The sequence below is a fragment of the Citrobacter sp. Cm046 genome (assembly GCF_030333065.1).
Taxonomy (GTDB): Bacteria; Pseudomonadota; Gammaproteobacteria; order Enterobacterales; family Enterobacteriaceae; genus Citrobacter; species Citrobacter murliniae.
Window position 1 is genome coordinate 436,583 of sequence record NZ_JAOWGP010000043.1, and the last position, 15,997, is coordinate 452,579.

The following is a 15,997-nucleotide window of genomic DNA, read 5'->3' on the forward strand; positions in this document are numbered from 1 at the left end:
AATTTAATTGCTACCGCAAGTTAACGCGTGGGGACCCAAGCAGTGACCGATAAAACCTCTCTTAGCTATAAAGATGCCGGTGTTGATATTGACGCAGGTAATGCTCTGGTTGATCGAATCAAAGGCGTAGTGAAGAAAACTCGTCGCCCGGAAGTTATGGGTGGATTGGGTGGCTTCGGCGCGCTGTGCGCATTGCCGCAAAAATATCGTGAACCTGTACTGGTTTCCGGCACTGATGGCGTAGGTACAAAACTGCGTCTGGCAATGGATCTAAAACGCCATGACACCATTGGTATTGACCTGGTGGCGATGTGCGTTAACGACCTCGTGGTTCAGGGCGCTGAACCGCTGTTTTTCCTCGATTACTACGCTACCGGCAAACTGGATGTGGATACCGCTGCCAGCGTGATTAACGGTATTGCTGAAGGATGTCTGCAGTCTGGTTGTGCGCTGGTCGGCGGGGAAACCGCTGAAATGCCGGGGATGTATCACGGCGAAGATTACGACGTGGCCGGCTTCTGCGTTGGGGTAGTAGAGAAATCAGAAATTATCGACGGTTCAAAAGTAGCTGATGGCGATGTGCTGATTGCACTCGGCTCCAGCGGCCCACACTCCAACGGTTATTCCCTGGTGCGTAAAATCGTGGAAGTCAGCGGTTGTGACCCGGAAACGACCGAACTGGAAGGAAAACCACTGGCCGACCACTTACTGGCGCCGACACGCATCTATGTGAAATCCATTCTGGAACTGATCGAGAAGGTCGATGTGCATGCTATCGCACACCTGACCGGCGGCGGTTTCTGGGAAAATATTCCGCGCGTACTGCCAGATAACACGCAGGCGGTCATCGACGAATCCTCATGGCAATGGCCAGCCGTCTTCAACTGGCTGCAAACCGCAGGTAACGTCAGCCAGCACGAGATGTATCGTACCTTCAACTGCGGCGTAGGTATGGTCATTGCCTTGCCGGAAACTGAAGTGGAAAAAGCACTCGCCCTGCTGAATGAGAAAGGTGAAAACGCTTGGAGAATCGGTATCATCAAAGCTTCTGATTCCGAACAGCGTGTGGTTATTGAATGAAAAACATCGTGGTGCTCATTTCCGGCAACGGAAGCAATTTGCAGGCGATAATTGACGCCTGCAAACAGAAAAAAATCAATGGCACCATACGTGCAGTATTTAGTAACAAGGCCGACGCGTTCGGCCTTGAACGTGCACGAGAGGCAACTATTCCGGCACATTCGCTGGAAGCAGGCCAGTTTGCCAGCCGAGAAGCATTCGATCGGGAACTGATAAAAGAGATAGATGCTTATGCACCGGATGTGGTGGTGCTGGCCGGATATATGCGCATCCTCAGCCCGGCATTTGTCGACCACTATGCCGGACGCTTACTCAATATCCACCCTTCCCTGTTACCTAAATATCCCGGCCTGCATACCCACCGTCAGGTGCTGGAAAACGGTGATGAAGAACATGGAACCTCCGTTCATTTCGTGACCGATGAACTCGACGGTGGCCCGGTTATTCTGCAAGCGAAGGTTCCGGTTTTTGACGGTGACAGCGAAGATGATGTTACTGCCCGCGTTCAGGCGCAGGAACACGCCATTTATCCGCTGGTGGTGAGCTGGTTTACCGACGGTCGCCTGAAAATGCGCGATAACGCGGCCTGGCTGGACGGCAATCGCCTTTCACCACAAGGCTATGCCGCTGACGAATAAAAGTCCCTCACATGGCCGGATAGGACGCAATGATGTCACCATCCGGCCATGAAGCCCCAGCTTGCCCGATGGCGCATCTACTCTTCCCCTTTCTCTTTGCTACCAGACGGTTTATTGTCATACTTTTCTGGCACAGTTGGACATCTGAGAGCAAAGCTCGCCATAATAAATCGGTAGTGTCCCGTGAATGAAACGGAGTAAAAGTGGTAATGGGTCAGGAAAAGCTATACATCGAGAAAGAACTCAGCTGGTTAGCGTTCAATGAACGTGTACTCCAGGAAGCTGCTGATAAATCAAACCCGTTGATTGAACGGATGCGTTTCTTAGGCATCTATTCCAATAATCTTGACGAGTTTTACAAAGTTCGTTTTGCCGAACTGAAGCGCCGTATCATTATTAGCGAAGAACAGGGTTCAAACTCCCACTCCCGCCATCTGTTAGGCAAAATCCAGGCCCGCGTATTGAAAGCCGATCAGGAATTTGACGGCCTGTACAATGAATTACTGCTGGAGATGGCACGCAACCAGATCTTCTTAATCAATGAACGCCAGTTATCAGTGAATCAACAGAGCTGGTTACGCCATTACTTCAAGCAATACCTGCGCCAGCACATCACGCCGATCCTGATTAACCGCGAGACAGATTTAGTTCAGTTTTTGAAAGACGACTATACCTATCTGGCCGTGGAGATTATTCGCGGCGATACCATTCGTTATGCTCTGCTGGAAATTCCGTCCGACAAGGTTCCCCGCTTTGTGAATTTGCCGCCGGAAACGCCGCGCCGCCGCAAACCAATGATTTTGCTGGATAACATCTTACGTTATTGCTTGGATGATATTTTCAAAGGGTTCTTTGATTACGATGCGCTGAATGCCTATTCGATGAAAATGACCCGCGATGCCGAATACGATTTGGTGCACGAGATGGAATCCAGCCTGATGGAACTCATGTCATCCAGTCTGAAGCAGCGTCTGACCGCAGAACCCGTGCGCTTTGTGTATCAACGCGATATGCCGAATGCGCTGGTTGAGGTTCTGCGTGAAAAACTGACCATTTCTCGCTATGACTCGATAGTTCCCGGTGGTCGTTACCATAACTTCAAAGACTTTATTAACTTCCCTAACGTTGGCAAAGCCAATCTGGTGAACAAACCGCTGCCCCGGCTGCGCCATATCTGGTTTGATAACGAGAAATTTCGTAACGGCTTTGACGCGATCCGTGAACGCGATGTTCTGCTTTATTATCCGTACCACACTTTTGAGCACGTACTTGAATTACTGCGACAGGCCTCCTTCGACCCGAGCGTGCTGGCGATAAAAATTAACATCTATCGCGTGGCAAAAGACTCTCGCATCATCGACGCGATGATTCATGCCGCTCACAACAGTAAAAAAGTCACCGTGGTGGTGGAATTGCAGGCGCGTTTTGATGAAGAAGCTAACATTCACTGGGCCAAGCGTCTTACCGAAGCAGGCGTACATGTTATCTTCTCCGCGCCAGGGCTGAAAATTCACGCCAAGCTATTCCTGATCTCACGTAAAGAAGGCGATGAAGTCGTGCGCTACGCGCATATCGGGACGGGTAACTTCAACGAAAAAACGGCACGATTGTATACCGACTACTCTTTACTGACTGCCGATTCGCGCATTACCAACGAAGTCCGCCGGGTATTTAACTTTATTGAAAATCCGTATCGTCCGGTAACTTTCGATTACCTGCTGGTTTCCCCGCAAAACTCACGACGTCTGCTGTACGGAATGATCGATAAAGAGATTGCCAATGCACAGCAAGGTAAGCCTTCCGGCATCACGTTAAAACTGAATAACCTGGTTGATAAAGGCCTGGTTGACCGCCTCTATGCGGCATCAGGCTCAGGTGTGCAGGTCAATTTGTTGATCCGCGGTATGTGCTCCCTGATCCCGAATCTGGAAGGTATCAGTGACAATATTCGCGTCATCAGTATCGTTGACCGCTACCTTGAACACGACCGGGTCTATATATTCGAAAACGGCGGTGATAAACAGGTTTACCTCTCCTCCGCAGACTGGATGACGAGAAACATCGATTATCGTATCGAAGTTGCCACACCGCTTCTCGATCCACGCCTTAAGCAACGCGTGCTGGATATTATAGAGATCCTGTTCAGCGATACGGTGAAAGCCCGTTACATTGATAAAGAACTGAGTAATCGCTACGTGCCACGTGGAAACCGCCGTAAGGTTCAGTCACAATTGGCGATTTATGACTACATCAAATCACTCGAGCAACCTGACACTAGCCTAAATAATTCAAGTTGTGGGAAGGCGGCAAATGAGAGAGTCCCCGGGAGCTTACGCCGGTAAGTGACTGGGGTGTACGAAAGCAGCCAACACAAACACAACTTGAAGTATGACGGATAAACGCTATGCCAATACACGACAAGTCACCACGACCGCAGGAGTTTGCTGCGGTCGACCTTGGTTCAAATAGTTTTCATATGGTCATTGCCCGGGTAGTCGATGGCGCGATGCAAATTATCGGACGCCTGAAACAACGCGTACATCTGGCAGATGGGCTCGGCGAAGACAACAAGCTCAGCGAAGAGGCGATGGAGCGCGGATTAAGCTGTCTGTCATTATTCGCGGAACGTCTGCAGGGCTTTCCACCATCAAGCGTATGCATTGTGGGAACTCACACTTTGCGCCAGGCGCTGAATGCGACTGATTTTCTGAAGCGAGCAGAAAAGGTCATCCCCTACCCGATTGAAATTATCTCCGGTAACGAAGAAGCGCGACTGATATTTATGGGCGTTGAGCACACACAGCCGGAGAAAGGTCGCAAGCTGGTTATCGACATCGGCGGCGGTTCGACTGAACTGGTTATTGGGGAAGACTTCGAGCCGAAACTGGTCGAAAGCCGCCGTATGGGCTGCGTCAGTTTTGCTCAAATGTATTTCCCTGGCGGCACAATCAGCCGGGAAAATTTCCAGCGCGCGCGCATGGCGGCCGCGCAAAAACTTGAAACGTTAACCTGGCAGTTTCGTATTCAGGGCTGGAACGTGGCGCTGGGAGCCTCAGGCACGATCAAAGCGGCGCACGAAGTGCTGCTGGAAATGGGTGAAAAAGATGGTTTTATCACCCCCGAACGTCTGGACATGCTGACCAGCGAAGTGCTGAGACATTCCTCATTCGAAGCGCTGAGTATGCCTGGGTTATCCGAGGACAGAAAAGCTGTTTTTGTACCGGGCCTGGCTATCCTGTGTGGCGTTTTTGATGCGCTGGGTATCCGTGAACTTCGACTTTCTGATGGCGCACTGCGTGAAGGCGTGTTGTATGAGATGGAAGGACGTTTTCGCCATCAGGATGTACGTAGCCGCACCGCCAGCAGCCTGGCGAACCAGTACAATATCGACAGCGAACAAGCTCGTCGCGTGCTGGAAACCACCATGCAGATGTACGACCAGTGGCATGCACAGCAGCCCAAACTGGCCCATCCGCAACTGGAAGCATTGCTCAGATGGGCAGCCATGCTGCACGAGGTTGGGCTGAACATCAATCACAGCGGCCTGCACCGTCACTCGGCTTACATTCTGCAAAACAGCGACTTGCCGGGTTTCAACCAGGAACAGCAGTTGATGATGGCGACGTTAGTTCGCTACCATCGTAAAGCCGTAAAGCTGGATGATTTACCACGCTTTACGTTGTTCAAGAAGAAACAGTTTCTGCCGTTGATCCAACTATTACGACTGGGTGTATTGCTGAATAATCAGCGTCAGGCGACCACAACGCCGCCGACACTTACGCTGGTAACTGACGAAAATCACTGGACATTACGCTTCCCGCACGACTGGTTCAGCCAGAACGCGCTCGTCCTGCTCGATCTGGAAAAGGAGCAGCAGTACTGGGAAGCCGTAACAGGCTGGCGTCTTAAGATCGAGGAAGAAAGCTCACCCGATATCGCAGCGTGAATTTTCAGCAGGTGTCAGCGCGTCTGACACCTGTTCCTCCAGAATCTCATTCAGCGGCAACGGTTTGCCAATCAGATAGCCCTGCATGTAATCAATGCCCAGAGAAATCACAGCGCTGCGAAGCTCTTCGGTTTCGACATACTCCGCAACCACCATCATTCTTTTCATCCGCGCCAGATGACAAATCGAAGCAACAATTTGGTAATCAAGGCTGTTCGAGACAATATTACGAATGAAGCTGCCGTCAATCTTCAGGATATCGGCACTCACGTCTTTAAGCCGCGCATAGCTGGCATAACCAGTACCAAAGTCATCAATCGCAATCTGACACCCCAATACCTGTAATTGCAGCAATGTTGCCTGGGCCTGTTCCGCATTGGTTAGGGCGTTACTTTCCGTTATCTCAAAAACCAGTTGCCACGCTTCAATCTGATATTTCTCCAGCAATTTAGCGATATCGGATGGAAGGCGGGCACGACACACTGATGTTGGAGACAAATTGATAGCAAAACGACGGGCTGGAATGCTTTCCCGATTTTGAGCCATAAATTTCAGTGTGTTTTCAATTACCCAAAGGTCAATACTGGATGACAGCCCAAACTCATGAGCTGCGGGTAAAAAACAATCAGGAGGAATGGTTTCCCCCTCCTCCCCCTTAAGCCGTAGCAAGATTTCATGATACATATCACCGCGTACACCCAAAATCGGCTGCGCCATCAGGAAAAAGTGATCATGCTCCAGCGCCTGCTGAAGTCGGTTCATCATTGCTACTTTATCTTTCAGGTCTCGCTGCAAATTCATGGCACCACGTCGCTGCAAATTTTCAGGCGCATTGGTGACAAGGGAGAAATCGGCAATGGTACTCAGTTCGCCTAATAGCAGGTAGATATGACTGACCGGAGAGCGTACATAACAGTAGCTCATCCCGACCTGCGGCTGTAGAGCCATACCATCCCAGATAAAGCGGAATTGCTTAATATGCTTATCAAGTGCCTCAATACGTCGCTGGTGTGATTCGGTAGTAAGACGCAAAACAAGGTCGTGTCCGGACATCTGGTATACACATTCATCGGGTGCCAGTTGTTCGGTGATCCAGTGAGAAAGCTTCTGCTTGTACTGGATGCGGAGCATAACGCCATAGTTTTTCCCGAGTAGCTCTAACCCCGGCACGCGCAAATAGCAGAGTGCTGACCATGGCGTACTCTTTAACGCCCGATTTAAAGCTCGAAGATTAGGGATATGTACTACAGGATCCAGATAAGCAAGACGGCGGGCCCGAGCGCTGACAATTCGCTGACGTGTCGCCAGCACTGCCATGTAACATACGATAAAAGAAAAAACCAGGTAGCTCGAGGAGGTGATCGCAAGCTGTGTATCGTAGCCGGGATACCAAGGCATATAGCGCTGATAATAATGAATTGCAGCAATCAGTATTACAGCCCAAGCTAACGAAATAAATCTATAACCGTAACGCATTGCCCCCCACAACATAACAGGCAATAAGAGCGACAGGGTATAATTCGTGCTAAATATTGAGCTATTATCATTTAATGGCATACACAGCAATACCATTAACGCAGCCAATATTATCAACCAGATAGCGAACTCTTTTTTTGATACTTTAGTATCAAATTGCAGCTTTAACTGAGAAAAATAGCTACGCAAATACAGTGGATTACGCGCAGTTCGGATAATAAAATAACACATTGGAACACCGATGAGATTCCCCACCAGCAATGCCTGATAGTTAATGAGTGTCGTAATATTAAAAGGCATAACTCCCATCATGCCAGATTTACTTTCATACACGCCAACAAACGCAGCAAACTGAAAGAGTATCAGGAATAACGTAGCCGGGCAGAAAACCTGCCAAAACATGCGCGGGAGCATCAGATGAGAGTCACCATGAGCAACATTGTTGCGTCGTGGGGAAAACACCCGATACCCACCCCAACTGAGTACAACTGTGATTATAAAGTGCGTGATAATTGAAAACGTTTCAGACAGACCTAACTGTGAATATTTAGACCAGAAAATAGCAATGATAATTCCCGGCAATGCTGCCAGGCCAAAAAATAGCATCAGACTAATCATCAGTGCTAAAGGCAGATAAAAAAGGACAATATTACCGGTACTAATATGTGCGTAAGTATTTGCTGAGCTCAATAAAGGCAGCAGCAAGGAAGGTAAGATGAGAGGTAATGCCCACCATTTATCTCTAATGCGAATATAGTTTTTATTGAGTTTCATAGATGCTCAGTAGGATCCTTCACATCCTGAAGGAGTTTCAGACAGGTATCCCACCTGACTTTAAAAAATGATGTTTAGTTCATCACAACGGCCCTCAATTTTAGTTATCGCTTACGGATGGCATTTGATATGTATCAAAAAAAATATCCCTCATTAATCATTTATTACTTTTTTCTTTTTTATTTTCGTTAATTCATTATTAATGCAAATAATAAAGTTATGTTCCATAACATAAAAAGATAAAACAACCGACGCATTTTTACATTTTACATAATGATGAATTGACCATTCCCTCACAGTGTGCCTTAATGTAAGTATCGCCCACACTGTTGGGTACATTTGAAGGAACCTTTTGTGAGTCAGGCTACCAGTATGCGAAAACGACATCGATTTAACAGTCGCATGATCCGTATCATATTGCTTATCAGTTTTCTCTTCTTCTTCGGACGCTTCGTCTACTCTGCCATCGGTGCCTGGCATCATCACCAGGATAAAAAAGAAGCGCAACAGTCTTCACTCTCCGTAGAAACGCCTGCTCAACGCTAACTTTTGTTGACTGCCCCCGTGAGAAAATTGGCGGCTTAATACCGCCTGAACACTTTTTTGTTACGCCTTTCAGCCTCAACCAGCACCAGACGTCAGCGTTACTAAATGCTCACCCCCTGTGAATCTACTCCTCATATTTCGATGTGGCGTTGCTCTTACGACGGCAACGAAGCCGTGCTGAAATTAAAAAGCCCTCTGTAAAAACAGAGGGCTTTAAGCGTGTTACTACCTGTTCAGAATCAGGTAAAAGTAGGTGTTATTCCCACTCAATGGTTTAGGAACCATCCAACATCTTGTTATCATGGAATTTTATGAAAACCATTTCCAGACGATGCTGTAATAAATACCGTCAAAATGATGATATTTGTGATATTAATCATGTTGTTATGATGGTTTACAAACACGCTCTTTAAATTCGTATTATTGCCGTACAACACGCATTAGGGCTATCAGGCCATGATCAGACGCTTAAACAGCAGCTGCTGCACGTCCTGCCGATGTGCCAGGATCGCATGCGCGGTCACTAAGGTTCCGTCTACGGAATACAAAACCCGATAGCCTTCAGCGTGGTTAAACTCCCGGTATTTGGCGCAGCCAATTTTCAGCAGTTCAGGGCAAATCTGGCATCCCAGCGGGAACTCACCCACGGTACTCTCAAACTGTGTGAGAATATCTGCGATAACCGGACGCGGCTCAACATCAACGCGCTTCAGAAAACCCGCTATTGTGTCGATGCAGTGCTTTACCGTAAGCGTGTACTCAAAGGTGACCTGCTGTTCCATGGAAATCCCTTAACGTTGAGCCCGCTGCGTTTAATCCGCAAGTCCATCCAGCAACTGGTCTTTCGAGAACACGCGCCCTTCCGCTTTGTCTTTCTCTGACAGGGTAAGCAGCTTCAGCAAAGCAATGGCGTTCTCTCGTTCCTGCTGCTGGTCATAGGACTCTATAACATAAGCAGGCACACCATTTTGTGTGACCAGGATGGGTTCTGACAGATCAAGCGTTGCTGCGTTCTTTTTAACGTAGCTGATTGTCTCTACTTTCATGTTGGTCCGCCTAATGGTCATATCTCGGTTTTAATATAGACTATATTTAGACCACCAACAAGGTCTCATGTCCCCCTGCTCTTCTGATAAATAGGTCCAGATTAAGTACAGAGATCAATTTGTTCCTGCCGGAAGCTGATTTCCTTTATGCACTCCACAGATCCTACATGTCAGAACAAAACTACTAACACTCTGGTGATAATCTGCCTTTTGTTTATTTAACGAGCAGCGGCAGAGTAAAACCCTATCCGCCAGAACCGATGTGAAAGTGGGAAGAGAGCCATTGAGGGAGGAGAATAATGTGATCAGTCCCATTCGTCAGAATCTGTTTGAACGGGAATGTGAGATGCCGCTGCTGGAAGCGCGGCATCTCGCCCTTCTGCTTCTCGGCCTCGATGCTTCCCAACCGGCAAATGCCCTGCCGGAAGAACATCAGGAGAATTACCGTATCCTGCACGACGCCATCAGCCGCACCATCAAAGCCACTGGTATGGTCAGCGCCCCTGCAAACAAACGTATGTTCTATGCCGATGAGATGTTCGCGCTGGCCTGGCGGCTTATTGATGACGAACTCACACCGCCAGAAATTAAGGCACGCAGCCTGAAGGCGGTGATGAAACTGTCGCGTAACAGTCGTGGCCGCAAGTGGCTGAAGACGCTCGGTGACGACGCGCTGCCGGATCTCACTGCTTCAGCACAACCTTCCCAGCGCGGAGTGCATAAGCGCGACAAGGCACGGGAGAATACAGCTCGACTCTGTTGGCTGCTGGTTCAGCTTCTGGTTGAGGAGACTGACAGGCGTTATGGGACGTCTGATAAACCGGCATCTGACCAGATACTTCGCAAGCTGAAGACGCTGGCTAAGGAACAGGAATTGCCGTCGGATGGGCTTGGGCGGGGGACATTTTATGAGGTATTGAAGATGGGACGAGAGAGGTAGTATAGGTAATAGCTAATTATAATAGGTTAATAAATCCCTCTAATACTTGAATGCCAGCTTGATGTATAAAAATCATCCATAACATCTATCTTGAACTCTGGTAGTAAATGGTAATTAGATGTTATTCTTTATATCATCGTGATATAAAGACACGTTGGCCTTTAAGTTCGCTTTTTGAACAACTATAAGGAATGAGCATGGCTCTATTGGATAAAATTAAAAGTCTCATATCACCAAATGAGACTGCTACTCAAAGCATAGAAGAAGAAAGCGTTTACGACACTTTAACTCCTAAAATAATTACTGATAGTAGTGTTAAACACTATTTTGATGCATTGGATTTTGCTTTTTCGAAACAGGATGTGAAAAACATCGCAATCACAGGGCCTTATGGTGCGGGGAAAAGCACCGTGATTCAGTCCTATCTGAAAACACATCTCAAGAGAGAATTTATAAACGTATCACTTGCCGATTTTTCATTATCAGGAAAAAGTGATGAAGCACCGTTGGAAAACTCAGAGATTGAATTAAGTATACTTCAGCAGATTTTATATAAAGAGAACAAAGATAACCTTCCTGATTCACGTATCGATCGGATTCAGAATAGGAATAAAAAACACATTTCCTCTCTATTTTTCACCGTACTGTCAGTAGTAGCACCATTATTATTACTGGCTATAACCATATTCCCGAAATATTTCTTTTCTTTATTTGGCGCAACAGAACCCACGATCAATATGGTCGTTAATATGTTTCCTGAAAGGTTTATCGTTAGTGTCATCATGGGTTTGCTCTGTTTATTCTTTATTGTAAGAGTTGCATCAAAGGCTGGTATTTTTGATAAAAAAATAAAGCTCAGTAAAATCGCATTTCTTCAAGGTAGTGCCGATATGGCATCACAGGAATCATCATCCTTGCTCAATAACTGCCTGGACGAGATCGTCTATTTTTTTTCCCGTTCACAATATAAAATTGTTGTTTTCGAAGACTTAGACAGACTAGGTAATGCTGAAGTATTTGTTAAATTAAGAGAAATAAACCAGATAGTTAATAACAACCTTCAAAGTGAACCTGTTAGATTTATTTATGCCTGCCGTGATGATATTTTCCTTGGAGCAGATATTAGAACAAAGTTTTTTGATTTCATTTTACCAGTAATACCGGTAATGGATGCTAGGAATGCCTACACTCATTTAAAAAATAAACTATATGATTTCCCAGAAAATGAACAACCACTTCTTAAGCAGATGTCACTATATATAAGTGATATGCGTTCCCTACAGAATATTGTCAATGAGTTTAATCTATTTAAAAAGGTTGTTGATGATAATACTAACCAAGCGAAGATATTTGCACTCATTTTTTATAAAAATATATATGCCCAAGATTATAATTTAACAGATAAAAAATCAGGTGTGCTTTATTCATTCATACATAATTATCGCCTACGTAGACTACATGAAAACCATTTCAAACTTCTCGACCAACGATTAGAAGAACTTAATAATAAACTTGTAAAAATTAGAAAAGAATCTGTTAGCACTGATGCAGAATTACGTAAACAAATTATTAGTAGATTTATTTCCCCAGAATTATGGCCCATAGTTTATTTTATAAAAGATACTGGGAATTATCATCAGCGTTATATAAAGTTCTCAGCAGAAAGCTTTTATAATAGTGAACATGAATTTATCAACTACTTTGAACAAAACTCGTCACTTTATATAGGATATTTATTTAATGGAAATCAGCACCAATTAGCTGAGATTGACTCAACTTCGATAATTGAAGAGTACAAACAAAGAAATACTCTTATTTCCAGCAATAGAGATGATGAATATAAAAAAACAACAAAAGAAATTGAAGAACTGAAAGAAAACATTCGAACCAGGAATGCTATTTCTTTAGCTAATTTACTGAAGATAATTGGTTGGGAAAACTTTAGAACAATTGCTGAAGAATATATTGCAACATGCGATGATAGAACAATAATAGATCCAGAGCAGTTAGAGACTATTCGCAATGGATTCCGCTTCGGTGGTTTTGAAGCCCTCTACTATTTACTAACCAATGGATACATCATGCAGGATTTTATGATGTTCCGTTCCATCTTTAATCAGGGTACGATCTCTGCTAATGACAACGACTATATTAAAGCGGTTGGTCGCTACATCGGATGCGAAGAAGCAAACCAAACCTTCTTGTTGGATAATTCTAAAGATGTGTTAGCCGAACTGATTGGTCAACATTACCAATATCGTGAAGGTGCATTACATCATCAAATCATTGCCTTTTTACTTGATAGTCAAGATAAGCAAGATCATAAAACCTTGTCGGCGATGATAGCGATGATTTTTCGTCAACCTGCATCAGTAATAATAGCTATTTTTAAGATATTAGAAGACCGTTTTATTAACGTGGATTATTTTACTCGTTTAGTAGTCTCCTCGCTGAGTGAAAATAAGTATCTGGATAAGATGATCTCCGTTCTTAAGGAACAGGAACATAATGCTATTTCCAAATCAATTGCTTCGAAAATGATAGCTTTAGTTTCACCGGATATATCTACTGATCAAAAAAACTATCAAAAATTTATCGAGGATCTTGGTTTCAGTTTAATCTCTGAAGTAGAACCTAACAATCTTCAATATTTTCTTCACAATATAGAACAACTTCAAGTTATTTATCATGATATTTACTTGCCGGTTACTCCGAATGAAATTAAAGCCTTGAACTTCATTGGCGATCATCAAATGTACCCTCTGGATAGGGCCACTTATCGAGTTGTTGTAGCTGGATTATTGCAGAGTGACAATGTTACTTGTGAAATGGTAGATGATTTACCGTGGTCATTATTGGATAAACATCAACTTTCAAAAATAAAAGTTTACGTAAACGACAACATTAATATCTTTGTAAAAGATATTTTTATAGATTCAAAAGAAAGCAGTAATGCTATTGTTTCAGTGATTACACATTCAGATCTCAGCGATGAACTCAAAATCTTAATACTCGAAAAAATGCAATTCACCGTGACCGGGCTAAATGAATTCCCAGAATATATTGATGTTGATGGTAACGAATTATCATATCACGATCTGTTCTATCGATATGATCATGTAACGCCAGGATGGGAAGCATTATTGGCCTATATTTGCGAAGAGTGCAACCTTGAGATACTAACGCAGTATATTGAAAATTATGCTGATGTATTAAGCCAAGAGGCAATAAATTTGATGGAGGGAGATCGCTATGACCTTCTATATATGAAAGTTATCTGCAATGATAACCTCAGTGATAGCGCGTATGCTGCCATATTAGAGCCAATTTATATTAATACCCATCACTGGGATGATCGCATGAGTTTGAAAAACCTTTACCGCTTGATAAAAAATAGAAAAATAGAACTGGATTCCGAGCCATTTAAACAAGCCATACAATATTTTATTTCGAATAATGATTCGAAAAGAATTGAGCCATTTGTTTTGTGGTTTTCACAATTTAAAGACAATTTTTTCTCCAATATAGACTATTATCTTTGTGTTAATCAAGATGATGTTTTTTTTAAGGAGTCATTGATTGGAATTAATAATTCCCATGTATTCACTTTGCAAGAAAAATCTTTAATTTTATTCAAATGCCGTGAGCATTATGAGCTATCTTTATTTGAGGAATTAACTATTTCTCATGAGGGACTTATCGCCTTAGTTAATACATCTACAGATGATAATTTTACTATTTATGTAATAATTAAATTATTACAATATGGTTACCGTAGCAGAGCGGAGATTGCACACTTCGTGAGTAGGCTGGAAGAAAAAGAATACGCAAAAATATTTTATCAAAAGAGTGCAACATTGAATCTTGATAATCCTCAAGAGGCGGAGTTATTTCTGTCTGCGTTGCAACAAGCAAACCTGATCAAGAAATGGACACTTAGGGATGTGGGTAAATATTACGTTCAATGTCGATATGAGGAAGACGAGAGCTATCTTGATTAAGTAAATTTGGGGGGCTCCCCCCCCAAAAAAAATTAAATAACTTGTTATTGAATGTACAACAACATAATGATTTTAGGATACTTTAAGAACTACGAGAACTGATATGAATAGAAATATATTTAAATTAATTCAAAACGTCGTTGGAAAATAGTTATTTTATATATTGGACATTTCATTATTAAAAACATCTTCGCTTAATTTTTGGGCTACCTATGTGGTAATTCCACCATTGTGAAGTGCTTGTAGTCGTGCGTTACCATCCGTAAACATGAGTATCTCTTATCCCTGCAGAGCCAAAATCCAATAAAACTCTTTATTTCCAATAAATTAACCAGATGTCATATTTTTTTGCAGTAAAGAAATTCTTTCAGGACTTATTACTTTCTATCCGGACTTAACTTTTTCACCCGGACCTATCCCCCTGCTCCCCGTTCCGCGCTATAACCGCATCGACATTCTGTTCCCGTGAGGTGCAATCATGAAAACCCGTGCTGACAGCAACGATGCTTTTCCCGAAAGCGGTAATGTGCGTATGCGTCAGGTGGTCCAGTTTCTGGCGATGAGTGAATCATCGGTTTACCGCCTGATTAAAGACACCGACTTTCCCCGCCCCGTCCACCTCTCTTCCCGACTGGTGGTTTTCGATGCCGCTGAAATCCGTCAGTGGCAACAGCGCCGCGCCGCCATTCGTTAATCCACGCTCAGGGATGAGCCGACTGATACCCCATCATGAAACGCGCCCCCTTCCTCAATAAGCAGTCTCCCGACCGCACGCTCGAAGTGGTGATCCTGGCCGGAAGCCTGGCATGGGAGACCTCACGCGCCTGGCGAAAAGATCCCGACCGGGAAGATGATGTTCCCCCGGTGGTACTCGGCCCGGATGAACTGGCCGATCTGGACAACCTGACCATAATCAGGCCCGACACGCTCTACGTCCGGGTACTCCGCACTGGCGATATCTGCGAAGAGGAGCTGCTAAAAATCGCCGTAAAACTGGCACACGCGGATGTGCAGATGGGCCGGCTGATGACCCCTGACGGTGAGTTGCTGGAGAACTGGACCGGACAGCTTGAACGCCTGCGACAGGAAAGGCCCTCCGACATCCTGCCGGAGCACTTCCGCCTCGATGAAGAGGCGCTGTGGTTTGATAAGCTCACCGAACGCCGGGACGGGGAAAGCGACGTCCAGCCCCAGCGCATCTGTTCCCCTCTGCGGGTCACCGCCATCACCTGCGACACTCATGACGGCAGTTATGGCCGCCTGCTGGAATGGCACACCACCACCGGACAATTGCGGCGCTGGGCTATGCCGATGGCGATGCTCAGCGGCAACGGCGAGGAGCTGCGGCGCATTCTGCTGGAGAACGGCCTGACCTACATCGCCACTCGCCCTGCCCTGCGCAGCCTGCTGTGCGAGTACATCTCACGGTCACTCCCCGGACGCCGGGTCACCTGCGTGGAGAAAACCGGCTGGCACAACGGGGTATACGTGCTCCCGGATGAGGTTATCGGTCCCGGTGGCGACAATGTCATCCTTCAGGGCAGCCACTA

The 15,997-nt window shown here is 45.3% G+C and carries 11 protein-coding genes and 1 pseudogene; 9 read left to right on the plus strand and 3 right to left on the minus strand.

The features are described 5' to 3' along the window. The first annotated feature begins 42 nt into the window (after positions 1-42). From purM to ppx, 4 genes and pseudogenes are all read left to right on the plus strand, one after another. Complete coding sequence (purM, locus tag OGX98_RS17860; protein WP_045446083.1) at positions 43-1,080, plus strand: phosphoribosylformylglycinamidine cyclo-ligase; 1,038 nt, start codon at positions 43-45, stop codon at positions 1,078-1,080. Next, positions 1,077-1,718, plus strand: coding sequence for a phosphoribosylglycinamide formyltransferase (gene purN, locus OGX98_RS17865; protein WP_045446086.1), 642 nt, complete (start codon positions 1,077-1,079; stop codon positions 1,716-1,718). Before purM ends, purN begins: the two co-directional genes overlap by 4 nt. Positions 1,719-1,927: 209 nt before the next feature. Next, a pseudogene (ppk1, locus tag OGX98_RS17870) lies at positions 1,928-3,991 on the plus strand (polyphosphate kinase 1); the annotation flags it as partial. A gap of 131 nt (positions 3,992-4,122) precedes the next feature. Then, positions 4,123-5,664, plus strand: a complete 1,542-nt coding sequence (ppx, locus tag OGX98_RS17875) for an exopolyphosphatase (RefSeq protein ID WP_045446089.1) — start codon at positions 4,123-4,125, stop codon at positions 5,662-5,664. Here ppx and OGX98_RS17880 read toward each other — a convergent pair. After that, positions 5,644-7,914: a bifunctional diguanylate cyclase/phosphodiesterase gene (locus tag OGX98_RS17880; protein WP_200010304.1), complete on the minus strand. Its 2,271-nt coding sequence runs from the start codon at positions 7,912-7,914 to the stop codon at positions 5,644-5,646. The genes ppx and OGX98_RS17880 overlap by 21 nt on opposite strands. Before the next feature lie 354 nt (positions 7,915-8,268). Here OGX98_RS17880 and OGX98_RS17885 point away from each other — a divergent pair, with 354 nt between their 5' ends. Continuing rightward, on the plus strand, positions 8,269-8,460 hold the full coding sequence (locus tag OGX98_RS17885; RefSeq protein ID WP_048220835.1) for a YfgG family protein: 192 nt from the start codon (positions 8,269-8,271) through the stop codon (positions 8,458-8,460). A gap of 449 nt (positions 8,461-8,909) precedes the next feature. On the opposite strand, the gene OGX98_RS17890 is transcribed toward OGX98_RS17885, so the two are convergent. Together OGX98_RS17890 and OGX98_RS17895 are read right to left on the minus strand one after the other, a co-directional pair. Beyond that, the gene (locus OGX98_RS17890; RefSeq protein ID WP_286595672.1) at positions 8,910-9,242 is read right to left on the minus strand and encodes a type II toxin-antitoxin system RelE/ParE family toxin; all 333 of its coding nucleotides are present in this window, start codon (positions 9,240-9,242) and stop codon (positions 8,910-8,912) included. A gap of 30 nt (positions 9,243-9,272) precedes the next feature. Next, positions 9,273-9,506 (minus strand): type II toxin-antitoxin system Phd/YefM family antitoxin, encoded by a 234-nt coding sequence (locus tag OGX98_RS17895; RefSeq protein WP_004853132.1) that lies wholly within the window; start codon positions 9,504-9,506, stop codon positions 9,273-9,275. Positions 9,507-9,807: 301 nt separating this feature from the next. Between OGX98_RS17895 and OGX98_RS17900 the strand changes: the two genes are divergently transcribed. The 4 genes from OGX98_RS17900 to OGX98_RS17915 all read left to right on the plus strand — a co-directional run. Next, complete coding sequence (locus OGX98_RS17900) at positions 9,808-10,446, plus strand: hypothetical protein (protein ID WP_286595673.1); 639 nt, start codon at positions 9,808-9,810, stop codon at positions 10,444-10,446. Positions 10,447-10,643: 197 nt separating this feature from the next. Continuing rightward, positions 10,644-14,447, plus strand: a complete 3,804-nt coding sequence (locus tag OGX98_RS17905) for a YobI family P-loop NTPase (protein ID WP_286595674.1) — start codon at positions 10,644-10,646, stop codon at positions 14,445-14,447. A 478-nt stretch (positions 14,448-14,925) separates the two neighbouring features. Further along, a complete protein-coding gene (locus tag OGX98_RS17910) occupies positions 14,926-15,141 on the plus strand; it encodes an AlpA family transcriptional regulator (RefSeq protein ID WP_047038894.1) in 216 nt (71 codons plus the stop codon). A 35-nt stretch (positions 15,142-15,176) separates the two neighbouring features. Then, positions 15,177-15,997: DUF927 domain-containing protein (locus OGX98_RS17915; RefSeq protein ID WP_286595430.1), on the plus strand; the 821-nt coding region annotated here is incomplete at its 3' end.